This window comes from Pseudomonas sp. 22072 (assembly GCF_052046095.1).
In the GTDB taxonomy this organism is placed as follows: Bacteria; Pseudomonadota; Gammaproteobacteria; order Pseudomonadales; family Pseudomonadaceae; genus Aquipseudomonas; species Aquipseudomonas paracarnis.
Map to the genome: position 1 here is coordinate 1 of NZ_JBQEQE010000052.1, position 16,362 is coordinate 16,362.

A 16,362-nucleotide genomic window follows, 5' to 3' on the forward strand; every position below is an offset into this window, starting at 1 on the left:
AAAAGCTTGCGGGCGCTACGCACCCGAACGGGAGCAAGCTCCCTCGCCACAATAAGGGGATCGGTCAGCTGGCGGTTGCCAGCAGCAAGTCCTGCACCGAACGCGCCTTGCCACGGTGATGGTCCAGCGCATACAACGACGCCGCAATCTCATCCGCCCGAATCGGCAACACCGACAGCAAGGTATCGCTCAAGCCATGGCTGGCCTGGCTGAAGCCCTGGATGTAGATGCCAGCCTTGCAGCGCTCGTCGGTGACGATGCGGTAGTCGCGGGCCACTTCAAAGTCGCCCATGTAGGCTTGCAGCGGCGCCAGCAGTTCACGGTGCATCTGGCGCTCGTAGCCGGTGGCCAGGATTACCGCGTCGTAATGGTTGAGGCTGTTTTCGCCGGTGGCGCTATTGCGCAGGGCCAGTTCGATACCCAGCGGGCCTGGGGTGGCCTTCTCGACTACGGTCAGGGTGCGGAACGCCTGGCGGGCGATGCCGGAGACTTTCTGGCGGTAGAAAATCCCGTAGATTCGCTCGATCAGGTCCAGGTCCACTACCGAGTAGTTGGTGTTCTGGTATTCGGCGACCAAACGCTCACGCTCGGCACCGACTTGCTGGAACACCAGGTCAGTAAAGGCCGGCGAGAACACTTCGTTGACGAACGGGCTGTCGTCGGCCGGTTTGAGCGCCGAACCGCGCAGGATCATATCGACCTGCACCGACGGGAAGCTGTCATTGAGGTCGATAAAGGCTTCGGCCGCGCTCTGGCCGCCGCCGATCACGGCGATGCGCATCGGCTTGCCGTCTACGCACGGCTGGCTGGCCATGCGCTCCAGGTACTGGGAATGGTGAAACACCCGGCTATCGCCCTTGAGCGCCTTGAATGCCTCGGGGATGCGCGGTGTGCCGCCGGCGCTGACCACCACCGAACGGGTGGTGCGCACATGCTGCTCGCCCTGGGCATCACGGGAGATCACGCGCAACGCCTCGACCTGTTGCTGATGCAGGATCGGCTCGATGGCCAGCACTTCCTCGCCGTAGTTGGCCTGGGCCTGGAACTGCCCCGCCACCCAGCGCAGGTAGTCGTTGTACTCCATGCGGCAAGGGTAAAAGGTGCCCAGGTTGATGAAGTCCACCAGGCGGTCGTGGGCCTTGAGGTAGTTGACGAAGGAGTACGGGCTGGTGGGGTTGCGCAGGGTCACCAAATCCTTGAGGAACGAAATCTGCAGTTCACTCTGGGTCACCAGGGTATTGCCGTGCCAGCGGTAGTCGGCTTGTTTGTCGAGAAACAGCACGTCCAGCTTGCCCTGGGCCTTTTCACGCTCCTGCAGGGCGATGGCCAGCGCCAGGTTCGAAGGGCCGAAACCGATCCCGATCAGGTCATGAACCGCGGGCGAAGCAATTGCCTGTGTCATTCCAGTGTCCTCTGGATAAGCCCCATGGCGGTGGGGCGGGAATACCTTCATGGCCTGAACAACAGGCCGTGTGTTGATAGGAAACGAGGACAGTGAAATAAAATTTAACTAACAGCCGCTCAGTGAGCTTCCCACTCGCGCATGCGCACCCGGCAGTGCTTCATAGCATTGACGATGTGTTTTTCCACCAGGCTGCGGGAAATGTTCAGGCGTTCAGCGATTTGCACATGGGACAGGCCTTCGAGCTTGCGCAATAGGAAACTATCGCGACAGGCCACCGGCAGCTCGGCCAAGGCGCGCTCGAGCATCTCCAGGCGCTGGCCCTGATCGTGGCTGGCGTGGGGGGAACAGGCGGCGAAGCGCTCTTCGCTGTCCAGCACCTCCAGGGGCTCGGTTTGGCGCACGGCGTTGCGCCGATGGCCGTCGATCACCAGGTTCAAGGCGGTGCGGTACAGAAAAGCGCGGGGCTGTTCGATCGGGGTGTCGCTTGCGCGCTCGAGCACCCGCACATAAGCGTCATGCACCACATCTTCGGCCACCTGACGGTTGCCCAGCTTGGCGTTGAGGAAACACACCAGCTCGCGATAGTAGTTTTCCAACATGACTCCTGACCCACGGCCTTGGTACAAACGACACCCAGCCCCCTGTAGGAGCGAGCTTGCTCGCGAAAAACCCAAGAGCGCATCCCCTTACCTGGATGCGCCCGCAATCATTGGCGGTTTTGCCATCACCGATGATGGCAGTTTGAGTGTGTGCAATTTATAGTAATTCTCATCTACTTTTAAAGAACTCTCTCATCAGCGGTCGGTTTTTTTCGCAATTCGCGCTGTAACTACTTATGTAACAGCCTAAATTCCGGAGCATTTTCCTCGTTTACCTGTCAGCTCTGCGCGACTGCGCCCCGAACTTTCCTGGCTGGAAGCTACCCATGAAACGCCCTCGACCTGCCCGACGCGCCCTGCTTGTGGTGGCGTGCCTGATTCCCATCGTTGCGTTTGCCACCTGGCAGGGCCTGACGCCGGGCCGCGACGCCCTGGCCACCGTCACCGTGACCCGCGCCGACATCGAAAACAGCGTCACCGCCCTGGGCACCCTGCAACCGCGACGTTACGTAGACGTCGGCGCCCAAGCCTCCGGGCAGATCCGCAAAATCCACGTCGAGGCCGGTGACCAGGTCCAAGAGGGCCAATTGCTGGTGGAGATCGACCCCGCCACGCAAAAAGCCAAGCTCGACGCCAGCCGCTATGCCATCGAAAACCTGCAGGCCCAGTTGCAGGAGCAGAAAGCCCAGCACCAACTGGCCCATCAGAAGTACCAGCGTCAGCAGCGCCTGAGTGCCGGCAACGCCACCCGCGAGGAAGACGTGCAGACCGCCAAGGCGGAACTCAGCGCGACCCAGGCGCGGGTCCAGATGTTCCAGGCACAGATCCGCCAGGCCCAGGCCAGCCTGCGCAGCGACGAAGCCGAGTTGGGCTACACGCGCATCTACGCGCCAATGACCGGTACCGTGGTGGCCGTGGATGCACGCGTCGGCCAGACCCTCAACGCGCAACAGCAAACCCCGCTGATCCTGCGCATCGCCAAGCTGTCGCCCATGACGGTGTGGGCGGAAGTCTCCGAAGCCGACATCGGCCATGTCAAACCCGGCATGAGCGCGTATTTCACCACCCTGAGCGGTGGCAGCCGGCGCTGGACCAGCACCGTGCGCCAAATCCTGCCGATCCCGCCCAAGCCCTTGAACGAAACCCAGGGCAGCGGCAGCCCGAGCAGCACCAGCAAGAGCGGCACTGGCCGAGTGGTGCTGTACACGGTGCTGCTGGACGTGGACAACGCCGACAACGCGCTGATGGCCGAGATGACCACCCAGGTCTTTTTCGTCGCCAGCCAAGTCAAGAACGCCCTCTCCGTACCCGTCGCCGCCTTGCAAAGCGTGCCCGGCTCCGCAGCGCAAATCGCCCGGGTGGTTGCCAAAAACGGAGCCATCGAAGACCGTGAAGTGCGCCTGGGCATCAGCGACCGCCTGCGGGTGGAAGTGCTCGAGGGGTTGAACGAGGGCGACCACCTGTTGATCGGCCCGGTTGATAGCCATGGGGGCTGAAATGACCACGCCCCTGATTGAACTCAAAGGCATCCGCAAATCCTACGGCGGCGGCGACAGCCCGCAGGTCGATGTGTTGCGCGGCATCGACCTGTCGATCCATGCCGGCGAGTTCGTCGCCATTGTCGGCGCCTCGGGCTCGGGTAAATCGACGCTGATGAACATCCTCGGCTGCCTCGACCGCCCCACCGAGGGCGACTACCTGTTCGCCGGGGAAAACGTCGCCCACCTGGGCAGCGACGAGCTGGCTTGGCTACGCCGCGAAGCCTTCGGTTTTGTGTTCCAGGGCTACCACTTGATTCCCTCAGGCTCCGCCCAGGAAAACGTCGAGATGCCGGCGATCTATGCCGGCATCAGCGCCGCCGAACGCCATGCCCGCGCCAGCGCCCTGCTCACCCGCCTGGGCCTGGCCGAGCGCACCGGCAATCGGCCGCACCAGCTGTCGGGTGGGCAACAGCAACGGGTGTCCATCGCCCGCGCCCTGATGAACGGCGGCCATATCATCCTCGCCGACGAACCTACCGGCGCCCTCGACAGCCATAGCGGCGCCGAGGTCATGGCCTTGCTCGACGAACTGGCGAGCCAGGGCCATGTGGTCATTCTGATTACCCACGACCGTGAAGTGGCGGCGCGAGCCAACCGCATCATCGAGATTCGCGACGGCCAGATCATCAGCGATTCGGCTGACACCCGCGCGGCCACGCCCAGCGTGGCGGCCGGCGCCTTGCACGCCGTGGACCTGCGCCAACGCCTGGTCGACGGCGCCGAGCACAATGGTGCCTGGAAAGCCGAATTGCTGGACGCCGTGCAGGCCGCCTGGCGAGTGATGTGGATCAACCGTTTTCGCACGGCGCTGACGCTGCTGGGCATCATCATCGGCGTCGCGTCGGTGGTGGTGATGCTGGCAGTGGGCGAAGGCAGCAAGCGCCAGGTCATGGCGCAGATGGGCGCGTTCGGCTCCAATATCATCTACCTCAGCGGGTCTTCGCCCAACCCGCGTACGCCGCTGGGTATCGTGTCCCTCAACGATGTCGCGGCCCTGGCGACGCTGCCTCAGGTCAAGCGCATCATGCCGGTCAACGGCACCGACGCGGGAGTGCGCTTCGGCAACGTCGACTACATGGCTTACGTGGGGGGCAACGACACCAACTTCCCGGAGATCTTCAACTGGCCGGTGGTCGAGGGCAGCTACTTCACCGAGGCCGACGAACGCGCCGCCGCCACGGTCGCCGTGATCGGCGCGCGCATCCGCCAAAAATTGTTCAAGGACGTGGCCAACCCTATCGGCCAGTACATCCTGATCGAGAACGTCCCCTTCCAGGTGGTCGGCGTGCTCGCGGAAAAAGGCTCAAGCTCCGGCAACAAGGACAGTGACGACCGTGTCGCCATTCCCTACAGCGCCGCCAGTGTCCGCCTGTTCGGCAGCTACAACCCCGAATACGTGGCGATTGCCACCACCGATGCACGCAAGGTGCATGAAGCCGAACGCGCCATCGACCAGTTGATGCTGAAGCTGCACAACGGCAAGCGCGACTACGAGCTGACCAACAATGCCGCGATGATTCAGGCCGAAGCCCGCACCCAGAACACCCTGTCGCTGATGCTCGGCTCGATTGCGGCGATCTCCCTGCTGGTGGGCGGCATCGGCGTGATGAATATCATGTTGATGACCGTGCGCGAACGCACCCGTGAAATCGGCATCCGCATGGCGACCGGGGCGCGCCAGCGCGACATCCTGCGCCAGTTCCTCACCGAGGCGGTGATGCTCTCGGTGGTCGGCGGCCTGTTCGGTATTGCCCTGGCATTGCTGGTGGGCGGCGTGCTGGTGCTGGCTGAAGTGGCGGTGCAGTTTTCCCTGGTGGCGGTGCTCGGCGCGTTTGGCTGTGCGCTGGTCACCGGCGTCGTATTCGGCTTCATGCCGGCCCGTAAAGCTGCCCGGCTCGATCCGGTTAAGGCGTTGACCAGTGAATAAACGATCTCTCACTCCACAACTGTCAGCGTTCAGTGTGTGCCTGTTGCTCACGGCCTGTGGCGCTAACCCGCCGGCCATCGACAGCGGCCTCGCCACGCCCGCCACCTGGCACTATGCAGAACGCGAAGCGACCCAAGCCATCAACCAGCGCTGGTGGACGCAGTTTGGCAGCCCGGCGTTGAACCGCCTGATCGACCAGGCCCGTCGTGACAGTTTCGACGTAGCAGCCGCCATGGCGCGGGTCCGTCAGGCCCAGGCCACGGCGGTGATTGCCGGCGCACCGCTGCTGCCGGAACTGAAGTTCAACCTCACCGCCAGCCGGCAAAGGCTGTTGCGCGGCAGCGGCAACTCGGACCTGGACGCCACCGAAAGCAACCGGACCGTCAACAGCTATGACGCCAGCCTCACCGCCAGCTATGAAATCGACTTCTGGGGGGGCCGCGCCGCTGCGCGCGACAGCGCCGTGCAGAGCCTGCATGCCAGTGAGTTCGATCAGGCCAACGTGGAGCTGACCCTGCTCAGCAATGTCGCCGACCGCTACGCGCAAACCCTGGCCGCACGCCAGCGCCTGCAGATTGCCGAGCTCAACCTGGCCAATGCACGCAATGTGCTGAACCTGGTACAGACCCGCCACGACGCCGGTTCCGCCACGGCCCTGGAACTGGCTCAACAGAAGAGCCTGGTGGCCAGCCAGCAACGGCAATTGCCGCTGATCCAGCAATCGGTCGAAGAGTCGCAAATCACTTTGGCCGCCTTGCTTGGTCAACCCGTACAGGCCCTGGACCTGGGCGCTGAACCCTTCCAGGCATTGACCTGGCCGAGTATCGGGCCCGGTGTACCGAGCCAGTTATTGAGCCGGCGCCCCGACCTCGCCCAGGCCGAAGCCCAGTTGGCAGCGGCCCGTGCCGATGTCACGGTGGCCCGTGCAGCGATGCTGCCTTCAGTGACATTGGGCGCGACCCTCGGCTCTGGCGCATACAAGGCCCAAGAGGTCTTGCGCAGCCCCTTCTACACCCTGACCTCGGGCCTGATGGCGCCAATCTTCAACAATGGCCGGCTGAGCGCCGAGCGCGACAAGGCTCGGGCACGCCAGGATGAACTGCTGCAAAGCTACCGCGGGGCGATCATCAATGGCTTTGCCGATGTGGAAAAAGCCCTCAGCAGCATCACCCGCCTTGACCAGCAACGCCAGTGGCAAAGCGAGGAGCTGCAACAGGTGCAGACCGCGTTTCAGATTGCCCAGAGCCGCTACGAAGCCGGTGCCGAAGACCTGCTCACGGTGCTGGAAACCCAGCGCACTTTGTACGGCGCCCAGGACCAGAACGTGCTACTGCGCCTGTCGCGCCTACAAGCCAGCATCGCCCTGTACAAGGCATTAGGCGGTGGCTGGAAAACCAACATCTGATAAACGAAACTCATATTTCATACACGAGTTGTTTCTTCACCCTACATTCTCCACCTCAAGGTCCTTGGTAAAAAAGCCGTTATCACACGGAAGCCCGGGACCTCATGATGAAACCCAGCGTTGTTGTAAAAGGCCTGGCCTGCATTGGCTGCTGGTTGATACCGAACCTGGCGCTGGCCAAGCCCTTGATCGCCCCCACCGCAATCGACTGGCTGCTGGACTGCCCCCTCACCACGACGGCGCACTTGAACCCGCAAGTGGTTGGCCGCACCCAATGCGGCCTGGTCAACGTCCCCCGCGACCATGCCGCACCCCAGCGCGGCCGCCTAAGCTTGAGCGTGACACGGGTAGGCGCACGGCAACCGCTCAACCGTGAAGGTGTCGTGTTCATCCAGGCCGGCGAACCCCTCCAGGCCAAGGACGCGCCTTTCGTTCTTCACCTCGCCAGCCGCTGGGAGTCGCTTGCCACCCAGGCCTATCGCACCCTGGTCGACCGGTATGACGTCATCGAGCTGAGCGCCCGCGACCTGCGCGAGGGCAATGCCGTGGAACAGGCCGCGCGGGACATGGAATTCGTGCGCGGGCAACTTGACGAGGCGCGCCTCAACTACCTGGGCAACGCCGCTGCCACCCGCCTCGGCAGCCGCTACGGCACGCTGTTTCCCGAGCGTGTCGGGCGCATGGTGCTGATCAATGCCGAGCCTGGCGAAGCAGTCGCCACCGGTGTCGAGCAACTCTTGCTCAAGGAGTCGGCGCGCGCAGGCGCCGACGGCTGCGTCAACCGCTGGCTGGGGGATTTTCTCGCCTATGGTAGACAACCGCCGGCGTCCACGCGCTGTCTCGACCTCAGCGCCTGGGAGTAAGTAGCCCACGCATTTACGACCTCTTGCCACCAAAAACGACAGCCTGCGTTGACGCACTTCCCCAATCGTTATTAAGTGCTATTTATCCGCATTAATACGATAAATCACCGCCATGCTGACTCGCCCGCTACGCCGCAAACGCCAGAAGCTGTCCGATGTGATTGTCGAGTCGGTCAAGCGCTCGATCGTCACCGACGCCTTGAAGCCCGGCGACCGCCTGCCCACCGAACGCGAGCTGATGGAAAGCTTCCAGTGTTCCAAGGGTTCGGCACGCGAAGCGCTCAAGGCGTTGGAAGTGGAGGGCCTGGTGAGCACGCGCACCGGCCCCAGCGGCGGGGCTTACTTGAACCAGGCCGGCACCGAGCCGGCCAGCCGCGCCTTGCGCAATTACTTGCACTTCCAGCACCTGGACGGCGAGCAGGTCTACCAACTGCGCAAGGTCATCGAAGTGGAATTGGCGGTGTCGGTGCTCGGGCGTTTGAGCGAAAACGATTACACCGCCCTGCAAGCCAATGTGGATTTTTGCAGCGCCCCTGAAGACAGCGAAGCCGGCCAGCGCGAACAGCGCCTGGCGGAACTGGAGTTCCACAACCTGCTGGCCCGGGCCTGCCCCAACCCGCTGCTGAGCTTCATGGCGCAGTTTCTCAATGACTTGCTGCGCGACCTGGTGGTGCTGAAAAAAGCCTACAAGCCCAAACGCAAGCAGTTCGACGCGGCCAACCTCGACTATCACAAGCAACTGCTGATCGCCTTTCGCGCCGGGGACGAAAGCGCGGTGCGCAGCTTGATGCATGAACACATGTGCGATGCCGAACACCATATGACCGCGCTGGAAGGCCAAGTGAGCCCGCATTTCCTCTTGGAGTTCGACCACCCTTAAACACGCCAACAATCCAATGTGGGAACCCGATCAATGTGGGAGTTGGCTTGCCTGCGATGCGGGCGCCTCGGTGTTACAGGGGACCGAGTCGATGCCATCGCAGGCAAGCCAGCTCCCACAGTTGACCCCGTTCACCCGCGAAATCGAGTTACCCAATAACAAGCCTGCCCACAGGCCCTTGCTCCACCGTATCGCCCTTGCCGCTCCTGCCAATAACTAAACCAGGGAGTCACCCCATGCAGCGTCGTACGTTATTGAAAGCCAGCCTCACCGCGGCCGCCGCCCTCAGCCTTCCGCTGAGCGTGCGTTCGGCATTCGCCGCCGAGCCCTTTACCTTTTACGGCCTCAAGTCCATGTCTGGCGCCTTTGCCAGCTATGGCAAATTTGCCGACATGGGTTCGCGCCTGGCGGTGCAGCAACACGCCCAATTGCTCGGCCGCCCACTGAACTACAAGGTCATCGACACCGAAGGCAACGCCGGCAAGGCAGTGCGCAAGGTGCAGGAGGCCATCGCGCAGGACGGCGCACGGTTCTTCCAGGGATGCACGCTGTCATCTTCCGCGCTGGCAGTGGCCAAGGAAGTGGACAAGGTCGGCGGCGTGTTCATGACCCCGGTGGGCGCCGATGAAGTGACAGGCAAGGACTGCAACAAGGCGACCTTCCGCTGGTCGGTGCCCACCTACGGCGCGATACGCGAAACCATGGTGCCGCTGATCAAGCTGCTGCCGGACGCCAAGCGCTGGTACACCATCACCCCGCAATACGTATTCGGCGAAGCCTTGCTCGAAGGCGCCAGAAACGTGCTCAAGGAGCATGGCCTGGAACACGTGGGCAACAGCTACCACTCGCTGCAGGAACAGGAATTCTCCGGCTACCTGACCAACGCCATTTCCACCAAGCCCGATGTGCTGGTGCTGCTCAACTTTGGCAGCCAATCGTCCAACACCCTGCGCCAGGCCGTGAACTTCGGCATCAAGGAGCGCATGAAGGTGCTGCTGGTGTGGTCTGCCGGCCTGGATCAGTTCCAGGAACTGGGCAGCGATGTGCTCGAGGGCGTGTACCTCGGCGCACAGTACTGGCACCAGGTCGACACCCCGCTCAACCGTGAACTGGTCAAGCTGACCCAGGCCAAGTACGGCATCAACCCCACCTACCCGCTGGCCGCCGACTACATCAGCACCAAAGTCATGCTCGACACCATCATTGCCACTGGCAGCTTCGATGGCCCGACCGTGGCCAAGGCTCTGCAAGGCTTGAGCTACGAAGGCCCGACCGGCAAGGAGTCGATCCGCGCCGGCGACCACCAGGTGATCAAGGACTACTACCTGCTGATCGGCAAGGCCAGCGGCGACATGGCTGACAAGGACGACCTGGCCAAAGTGCTCAGCGCTGGCCAATCGTTCCCCGCAGTCGAGGCGACAGGCTGCACGCTCGGCTGACCGCTTAACTTTTGTCGCGCAGGGCCGTGCAAGCGGCCGTCTGCGGAGGGTGCCTGCATGCTTAATTTGTACCTGTTCCAGATTCTCAACGGCCTTGGGCTGGGGATGATCTACTTCCTGATCGCGGTAGGTCTGACGATCATTTTCGGCCTGCTCAACTTCGTCAATTTCGCCCACGGCGCGTTCTTCCTGCTCGGCGCCTACATCTGCTACACCGCGGTGAGCCTCACCGGCAACTTCTGGCTGGCGCTGCTGATCGCGCCGCTGGTGGTGGCCGCGCTGGCCTGGGTGATCGAGCGCTTGCTGATCCAGCGCATCTACCACTTGCCACACATGTTCCAGATTCTGGTGACCCTGGGGATCGCCCTGATCATCCAGGAAGCCAGCGTGATGATCTGGGGGCCGGTGGGCAAAAGCGTCGCCGTGCCGGAACTGTTGCGCGGCGTGCTGGTGGTAGGTGATTTCGTCTACCCCTACTACCGCCTGTTCCTTATCGTGTTTTCCGGGCTGGTGGGCCTGGGCCTGTGGCTGCTGCTGGAACGTACGCGCTTCGGTGCTCTGGTGCGCGCTGGCAGTGAAAGCACCGAAACCGTGTCGCTACTGGGCACCAATATTTTCCGCCTGTTCTCCATGACCTTCGCCCTCGGCGTCGCCCTGGCCGGTGTCGCTGGGGTGTTGTTTGCGCCCTTGCGCGGCGCCCAGCCCTTTGTCGGCCCGGAGATTCTGGGCATCGCCTTCGTGGTGGTGGTGATCGGCGGCATGGGCTCGTTCAGCGGTGCGCTGGTCGGCGGTTTGCTGGTGGGCGTGGTGCAAAGCCTGATGACCACACTCTGGCCCCAGGGTGCGAGCCTGATGATCTACGGCGCCATGGCCGTGGTGATTCTGGTACGCCCTTATGGCCTGTTCGGGAGAGCCTGACATGAGCGATAAAAACCCGCTGCCGTTTGCCAAGACCCAATCCAGAGCCATGTTGCTGTGGGTGTTGGCCGTGCTGATCGGCCTGCCGTTGGTGTTGCCCTCGGCGACCCTGGCCACCGAGATCCTGATCTTTGCCATGGCCGCCCTCGCCTGCAACCTGCTGCTGGGCTATACCGGGCTGCTGTCCTTCGGCCAAGGCATCTTCTTTGGTGCCGGTGCTTATTGTGCGGCGCTGTTGATGATCCACCTGCAACTGGGCCTGTTCACCGCGTTGCTCGGCGCGGCGATTGCCGGTGGTTTCCTGGCGCTGCTGGTGGGCGCCCTGGCGATTCGGCGCACGGGCATTTACTTCGTGATGCTCACGTTGGCGTTCAGCCAGATGGCGTACTTCGTCGCCTACACCCTGAGCGACTGGACCGGCGGCGACAACGGCCTGCTCAGCGTGCCGCGCCCGGAAATTCGTGTGGGCGACACCGTGCTGCTGTCCCTGGCCGATGCCCGTGCCTTCTATGGTTTTGTCGCGGTGCTGTTCCTGCTGATCTTCATCGGCGCACGCCGGGTCATCGCTTCGCCGTTTGGCAGCACGCTGATGGCGATCCGCGAGAACGAAACCCGCGCCTCGGCCATCGGCTACGACACGCGCCACTTCAAGATCCTGGTGTTCGTGCTGTCCGGTGCGGTCACCGGGATTGCCGGGGCGCTGTACGCCATGCTGCTGCACTTTGTGCCGCTGTCGAATATCGATCTGGCAATGTCCGAGAACATCCTGATCATGACCATCGTCGGCGGCACCGGCTCGCTGTTCGGCTCGCTGCTGGGCGCCGGCTCCATCGTGCTGCTGGGCGACTTTCTCTCCGACCTGTGGCCGCGCTGGCTGATGCTGCTGGGGGCAATCCTGATCCTGGTGGTGATCTTCATGCGCGGCGGTTTGTGGGGCGGCCTCGCGTCGCTATTCGAGAAGGTGCGCGGCGCGCGCAAACCCGCGGTCGTCGCCAAGGAGGACGGGCTATGAGTATCTTGCTGGAAACCCAGAACCTGGAGCTGGCCTACGGCGCGTTCCATGCGGTCAATGGCGTCAACCTCAAGGTCGAAGCCGGCACCATCCACACCATCATCGGCCCCAACGGCGCGGGCAAGACCAGCCTGTTCCACTGCCTGACGGGTGAACGCCAGGCCACCGCCGGGGCGATCCATTTCGACGGCAAGAACCTGATGCGCAAGCCCGCCCACGGCCGCGTCGGCCTGGGCATGGCGCGCTCGTTCCAACTCACCAGCCTGTTCCAGAACCTCAGCGTGCGCGAAAACCTGCGCCTGGCCGCCCAAGGCCGCGATGGCTCGCGTGCCTTGAACTTCTGGCGTCGGGTGGACAGCCAGCGCGAACACCTGGAGATGGCCGACCAGGTGCTGGAACGCCTGCAACTCACGGCACGCGCCGACACCCTGGCCGGTGAGTTGTCCCACGGCCAGCAACGGGTGCTGGAGGTGGGCATGTCGATCTGCTCCAAACCCAAACTGTTGATGCTCGACGAGCCCACCTCGGGCATGGGCATCGACGATATTCCGATCATGACCCAACTGATCAGCGATCTTGGGCGCGACCATACGGTGCTGTTGATCGAACACAACATGAGCATCGTCATGTCCATCAGCCAGCGCATCACGGTGATGAGCCATGGGCAGATCCTGGTGGAAGGCACGCCGGAGTTCGTGCGCGCCGATGAACGTGTGCGTACTGCCTATCTTGGGGAGGCTGCCTGATGCTGATCGTCGAGAATATCCATTCCTACTACGACAAAAGCCATGTGCTGGAGGGGGTGTCGCTGAGCGTCAACCCCGGCGAACTGGTGACCCTGCTCGGCCGTAACGGTGCCGGCAAGACCACCACCCTGCGCAGCATCCTCGGCATCATCTGCCCGCGCCAGGGCCAGATCCACTTCAACGGCCAGGCGCTGGTGGGGCAAAAGATCTTTGAAATTGCGCGCCAGGGCTTGGCGCTGGTACCGGAAAACCGCGGGATTTTCCGCCTGCTGACGGTGGAGGAAAACTTGCGCATCGCCGCCCGCAAGCACAGCCGCTGGCAGCTGGAAGACGTGTACGCCATGTTCCCGCGCCTCAAGGAACGGCGCAAAAACGCCGGCCATGCGTTGTCCGGCGGCGAACAGCAAATGCTCGCCATCGCCCGCGCCCTGCTGAACGACCCCAAGCTGCTGATTCTCGACGAACCCACCGAGGGCCTGGCCCCGGTGATCGTTGACGAGCTGGTGAAGATCCTGCGCAAGGTCAAGGACGAGGGCCTGCCGGTGTTGCTGGTGGAACAGAACCTGATGGTCTGCGACAAGCTCGCCGACCGTCATTACGTGCTCGAACAGGGCCGTGTGGTGTACGAGGGCAGCGCCGCTGACTTCCGCGCCGACCCGACGATCAAAAACCGTTACCTGGCCTTGAGTGCCTGAGTGGAGATTCCTGATGAACAGTCTTGCGCAACCGCTCCAGAGCAATGCCCCGCTGATCAACCGCGACCGCTTGTGGCAGTCACTGATGGACCTGGCCCGGCTCGGCGCCACGGCCAAGGGCGGCGTGTGTCGCCTGGCCCTCACCGACCTGGACCGCCAGGCCCGCGACCTGTTCGTGCAGTGGTGCGAGGCCGCCGGGTGCAGCGTCAGTGTGGATGCCATCGGCAATATTTTCGCGCGGCGCCCTGGACGCAACCCCGCCCTGCCCCCGGTCATGACCGGCAGCCACATCGACACCCAGCCCACCGGCGGCAAGTTCGACGGTTGCTACGGGGTAATGGCCGGGCTGGAAGTGATCCGCACGCTCAATGACTTGCAGATCGAAACCCAGGCGCCCATCGAAGTGGTGGTGTGGACCAACGAAGAAGGCTCGCGCTTCCCGCCGTGCATGATGGGCTCCGGGGTATTTGCCGGGAAGTTCGACTTGCAGGAGACCCTCGACAAGCTCGACGATCAAGGCCTGTCGGTGGGCAGCGAATTGCAGCGTATCGGGTATGCCGGTGCCCGTGCGGTGCTGGGCCATCCGGTGGGCGCTTATTTCGAGGCGCATATCGAGCAAGGCCCGGTGTTGGAGGACCAGGCGATTACCCTGGGCGTGGTGATGGGCTGCCTGGGCCAGAAGTGGTTCGACCTGACCCTCACCGGCGTAGAGGCGCATGCGGGCCCTACGCCCATGCACCTGCGCAAGGATGCCCTGGTGGGTGCTGCCGAGGTGGTCAGCGCGGTCAACCGTATCGCCCATCAGCATCAGCCTCACGCCTGCGGCACCGTCGGCTGCCTTAACCTGCACCCTGGCTCGCGCAACGTGATCCCCGGCCAGGTGCACATGACCATCGACCTGCGTCACCTGCACGTCGACAAGCTGCAAGCCATGGTCGATGAAGTGCGCGCAGTGATCGAAGACGCGGCCGCCCGCCACGGCTTGACGTTTGAACTGACGCCCACCGCCGACTTCCCGCCGCTGGACTTCCACCCGGCCTGTGTCAATGCCGTGCGCGAGGCTGCCCAGGCATTGGGCTTGAGCCATATGGACATTGTCAGCGGCGCCGGGCATGACGCGATCTTCGTCGCTGAACTGGGCCCGGCCGGGATGATCTTTGTGCCGTGCGAAGGCGGCATCAGCCACAACGAAATCGAAAACGCCGCGCCGGATGATCTGGCCGCAGGCTGCGCGGTGTTGCTGCGCGCCATGGTCAACGCGGCGCAGGGAGTTCAAGCATGAGTGAGATCGGCCAATTGACGGCGGTGCAACTGCTGCAACACTTTCGTGACAAGACCTTGTCGCCCGTGGAGGTCACCGAAGACGCGTTGCTGCGCATCGAGCGCTACAACCCGGTGGTGAATGCTTACTGCCATGTCGACCCGCAAGGCGCCCTGGACGCTGCGCGGGCGTCGGAACAACGCTGGTTCAAGGGCGAACCTTGCGGCGCCCTGGATGGCGTGCCGGCGTCGATCAAGGACCTCACGCTGACAGTCGGTATGCCCACGCGCAAAGGCTCACGCACCTCCAGTGCCGAGGGCCCGTGGGACGTGGACGCGCCCTTCTCGGCCTTCATGCGCAAGGCCGGCGCGGTGCTGCTGGGCAAGACCACCACTCCGGAATTCGGCTGGAAAGGCGTGACCGACAACCCGCTGTACGGCATCACCCGCAACCCGTGGGACACGCGCACCACCGCCGGTGGCTCGTCCGGGGGCGCCGGTGCGGCAGCGGCGTTGAACCTGGGCGTGCTGCACCAGGGCAGCGACGCCGGCGGCTCGATCCGTATTCCCTGTGCGTTTACCGGCACCTTCGGGATCAAGCCGACGTTCGGCTATGTGCCGCAATGGCCGGCCAGCTCCATGACGATCCTGTCGCACCTGGGGCCGATGACGCGCACCGTGCAAGACAGTGTGCTGATGCTGCAAGCCGTGGCGCGACCGGATGCACGGGACGGCTTGATCGGCGCGCCGCGAACCACGCCCTGGCTCGTTCCAGGGACGGACTTGAAAGGGTTGCGTGTCGCCTATAGCCCCACGTTCGGCTATGTGAAAGTCGACCCGCAAGTTGCCCAGGTGGTGGATCAGGCTGTGCAGGGCCTGGTGCAACTGGGCGCCCATGTCGAGCAGATCGACCCTGGCTTCAGCGACCCGTTGGATGTCTTCAGCACCTTGTGGGCCGCCGGTGCCGCTCGCCTGACCGGCACGATGAGCGAGGCGCAAAAGCAACTGCTGGACCCTGGGCTGCTACGCATTGCGCAACGGGGCGAGCGCTTGAGCCTGGACAATTTCAACGCAGCCCTGGAAGCCCGGGCGGCGCTGGTTGCACGGATGGCAGCTTTCCATGAGCATTACGATGTGCTGGTGTCACCGATGATGCCGATCACCGCGTTCGAAGCCGGGCACAACGTACCGCCGGATTCGGGAATGACTGAGTGGATGGAATGGACGCCGTTCACCTACCCGTTCAACCTTACCCAACAACCGGCGGCGTCAGTGCCCTGTGGGTTGGCGGCAAATGGCTTGCCGGTGGGCTTGCATGTGGTGGGTGCGCGGTTTGCCGATGAGCAGGTACTTAGGGTGTGTCACGCGTATGCACAGGCATTCCCCACAGCGCACTTGCACACACCGAAAATCCCGACCTGAAATACCTACAACTGTGGGAGCTGGCTTGCCTGCGATAGCGCTGGTTCAGTCAGCACATTGGCCTCTGACATACCGCCGTCGCAGCTTCTACACAATTTTGTAGGTTGTAGCAGCCAACGGTAACCACGATGCAAAGCGAGCCGCTCTTGATCTTGCTCTTGATCTGCTTTTGATCTTGATCTCAGGCGCCCCGTTAAACCACGCTGGCCGGAATTCGACAGGGATTTGGGGGGTAAACCGGCAGGGATGC

Annotated in this window: 14 protein-coding genes; 12 read left to right on the forward strand and 2 right to left on the reverse strand. The window is 63.2% G+C overall.

Going from position 1 to position 16,362, the window contains the following annotated elements:
* Positions 1–64: 64 nt before the first annotated feature.
* Both ACTJLA_RS26425 and ACTJLA_RS26430 read right to left on the reverse strand, forming a co-directional pair.
* Positions 65–1,402: a lysine N(6)-hydroxylase/L-ornithine N(5)-oxygenase family protein gene (locus tag ACTJLA_RS26425; protein WP_072446159.1), complete on the reverse strand. Its 1,338-nt coding sequence runs from the start codon at positions 1,400–1,402 to the stop codon at positions 65–67.
* Positions 1,403–1,521: 119 nt separating this feature from the next.
* Complete coding sequence (locus ACTJLA_RS26430) at positions 1,522–2,004, reverse strand: sigma-70 family RNA polymerase sigma factor (protein ID WP_057974968.1); 483 nt, start codon at positions 2,002–2,004, stop codon at positions 1,522–1,524.
* 326 nt (positions 2,005–2,330) lie between these two features.
* Between ACTJLA_RS26430 and ACTJLA_RS26435 the strand changes: the two genes are divergently transcribed.
* The 12 genes from ACTJLA_RS26435 (at position 2,331) to ACTJLA_RS26490 (ending at position 16,112) form a co-directional block, all read left to right on the forward strand.
* The gene (locus ACTJLA_RS26435; RefSeq protein ID WP_314550350.1) at positions 2,331–3,500 is read left to right on the forward strand and encodes an efflux RND transporter periplasmic adaptor subunit; all 1,170 of its coding nucleotides are present in this window, start codon (positions 2,331–2,333) and stop codon (positions 3,498–3,500) included.
* A gap of 1 nt (position 3,501) precedes the next feature.
* Positions 3,502–5,472: a MacB family efflux pump subunit gene (locus tag ACTJLA_RS26440; RefSeq protein ID WP_057974970.1), complete on the forward strand. Its 1,971-nt coding sequence runs from the start codon at positions 3,502–3,504 to the stop codon at positions 5,470–5,472.
* The gene (locus ACTJLA_RS26445) at positions 5,465–6,877 is read left to right on the forward strand and encodes an efflux transporter outer membrane subunit (protein ID WP_314550353.1); all 1,413 of its coding nucleotides are present in this window, start codon (positions 5,465–5,467) and stop codon (positions 6,875–6,877) included. Before ACTJLA_RS26440 ends, ACTJLA_RS26445 begins: the two co-directional genes overlap by 8 nt.
* A gap of 107 nt (positions 6,878–6,984) precedes the next feature.
* On the forward strand, positions 6,985–7,740 hold the full coding sequence (locus tag ACTJLA_RS26450; RefSeq protein WP_057975027.1) for a hypothetical protein: 756 nt from the start codon (positions 6,985–6,987) through the stop codon (positions 7,738–7,740).
* Positions 7,741–7,852: 112 nt separating this feature from the next.
* The gene (locus tag ACTJLA_RS26455) at positions 7,853–8,620 is read left to right on the forward strand and encodes a FadR/GntR family transcriptional regulator (protein ID WP_034127984.1); all 768 of its coding nucleotides are present in this window, start codon (positions 7,853–7,855) and stop codon (positions 8,618–8,620) included.
* Positions 8,621–8,856: 236 nt separating this feature from the next.
* A complete protein-coding gene (locus ACTJLA_RS26460; protein ID WP_089042206.1) occupies positions 8,857–10,059 on the forward strand; it encodes an ABC transporter substrate-binding protein in 1,203 nt (400 codons plus the stop codon).
* A gap of 57 nt (positions 10,060–10,116) precedes the next feature.
* The gene (locus ACTJLA_RS26465) at positions 10,117–10,977 is read left to right on the forward strand and encodes a branched-chain amino acid ABC transporter permease (protein WP_003192337.1); all 861 of its coding nucleotides are present in this window, start codon (positions 10,117–10,119) and stop codon (positions 10,975–10,977) included.
* 1 nt (position 10,978) lies between these two features.
* Complete coding sequence (locus ACTJLA_RS26470) at positions 10,979–11,989, forward strand: branched-chain amino acid ABC transporter permease (RefSeq protein WP_072446163.1); 1,011 nt, start codon at positions 10,979–10,981, stop codon at positions 11,987–11,989.
* The gene (locus tag ACTJLA_RS26475) at positions 11,986–12,735 is read left to right on the forward strand and encodes an ABC transporter ATP-binding protein (protein WP_014719039.1); all 750 of its coding nucleotides are present in this window, start codon (positions 11,986–11,988) and stop codon (positions 12,733–12,735) included. The genes ACTJLA_RS26470 and ACTJLA_RS26475 overlap by 4 nt, the downstream gene beginning before the upstream one ends.
* The gene (locus ACTJLA_RS26480; RefSeq protein WP_003192343.1) at positions 12,735–13,430 is read left to right on the forward strand and encodes an ABC transporter ATP-binding protein; all 696 of its coding nucleotides are present in this window, start codon (positions 12,735–12,737) and stop codon (positions 13,428–13,430) included. Before ACTJLA_RS26475 ends, ACTJLA_RS26480 begins: the two co-directional genes overlap by 1 nt.
* A gap of 13 nt (positions 13,431–13,443) precedes the next feature.
* Positions 13,444–14,712, forward strand: coding sequence for a Zn-dependent hydrolase (locus ACTJLA_RS26485; RefSeq protein WP_089042205.1), 1,269 nt, complete (start codon positions 13,444–13,446; stop codon positions 14,710–14,712).
* The gene (locus ACTJLA_RS26490) at positions 14,709–16,112 is read left to right on the forward strand and encodes an amidase (protein ID WP_089042204.1); all 1,404 of its coding nucleotides are present in this window, start codon (positions 14,709–14,711) and stop codon (positions 16,110–16,112) included. Before ACTJLA_RS26485 ends, ACTJLA_RS26490 begins: the two co-directional genes overlap by 4 nt.
* Positions 16,113–16,362: the final 250 nt, after the last annotated feature.

What these genes read in the sequence shown, in the direction of transcription:
- ACTJLA_RS26465 (WP_003192337.1), top strand. Translation starts at nt 10,117, where the DNA reads ATGCTTAATTTGTACCTGTTCCAGATTCTCAACGGCCTTGGGCTGGGG.
- ACTJLA_RS26475 (WP_014719039.1), top strand. Translation starts at nt 11,986, where the DNA reads ATGAGTATCTTGCTGGAAACCCAGAACCTGGAGCTGGCCTACGGCGCG.
- ACTJLA_RS26490 (WP_089042204.1), top strand. Translation starts at nt 14,709, where the DNA reads ATGAGTGAGATCGGCCAATTGACGGCGGTGCAACTGCTGCAACACTTT.
- ACTJLA_RS26480 (WP_003192343.1), top strand. Translation starts at nt 12,735, where the DNA reads ATGCTGATCGTCGAGAATATCCATTCCTACTACGACAAAAGCCATGTG.
- ACTJLA_RS26470 (WP_072446163.1), top strand. Translation starts at nt 10,979, where the DNA reads ATGAGCGATAAAAACCCGCTGCCGTTTGCCAAGACCCAATCCAGAGCC.
- ACTJLA_RS26440 (WP_057974970.1), top strand. Translation starts at nt 3,502, where the DNA reads ATGACCACGCCCCTGATTGAACTCAAAGGCATCCGCAAATCCTACGGC.
- ACTJLA_RS26460 (WP_089042206.1), top strand. Translation starts at nt 8,857, where the DNA reads ATGCAGCGTCGTACGTTATTGAAAGCCAGCCTCACCGCGGCCGCCGCC.
- ACTJLA_RS26450 (WP_057975027.1), top strand. Translation starts at nt 6,985, where the DNA reads ATGAAACCCAGCGTTGTTGTAAAAGGCCTGGCCTGCATTGGCTGCTGG.
- ACTJLA_RS26430 (WP_057974968.1), bottom strand. Translation starts at nt 2,004, where the DNA reads ATGTTGGAAAACTACTATCGCGAGCTGGTGTGTTTCCTCAACGCCAAG.
- ACTJLA_RS26435 (WP_314550350.1), top strand. Translation starts at nt 2,331, where the DNA reads ATGAAACGCCCTCGACCTGCCCGACGCGCCCTGCTTGTGGTGGCGTGC.
- ACTJLA_RS26425 (WP_072446159.1), bottom strand. Translation starts at nt 1,402, where the DNA reads ATGACACAGGCAATTGCTTCGCCCGCGGTTCATGACCTGATCGGGATC.
- ACTJLA_RS26485 (WP_089042205.1), top strand. Translation starts at nt 13,444, where the DNA reads ATGAACAGTCTTGCGCAACCGCTCCAGAGCAATGCCCCGCTGATCAAC.
- ACTJLA_RS26455 (WP_034127984.1), top strand. Translation starts at nt 7,853, where the DNA reads ATGCTGACTCGCCCGCTACGCCGCAAACGCCAGAAGCTGTCCGATGTG.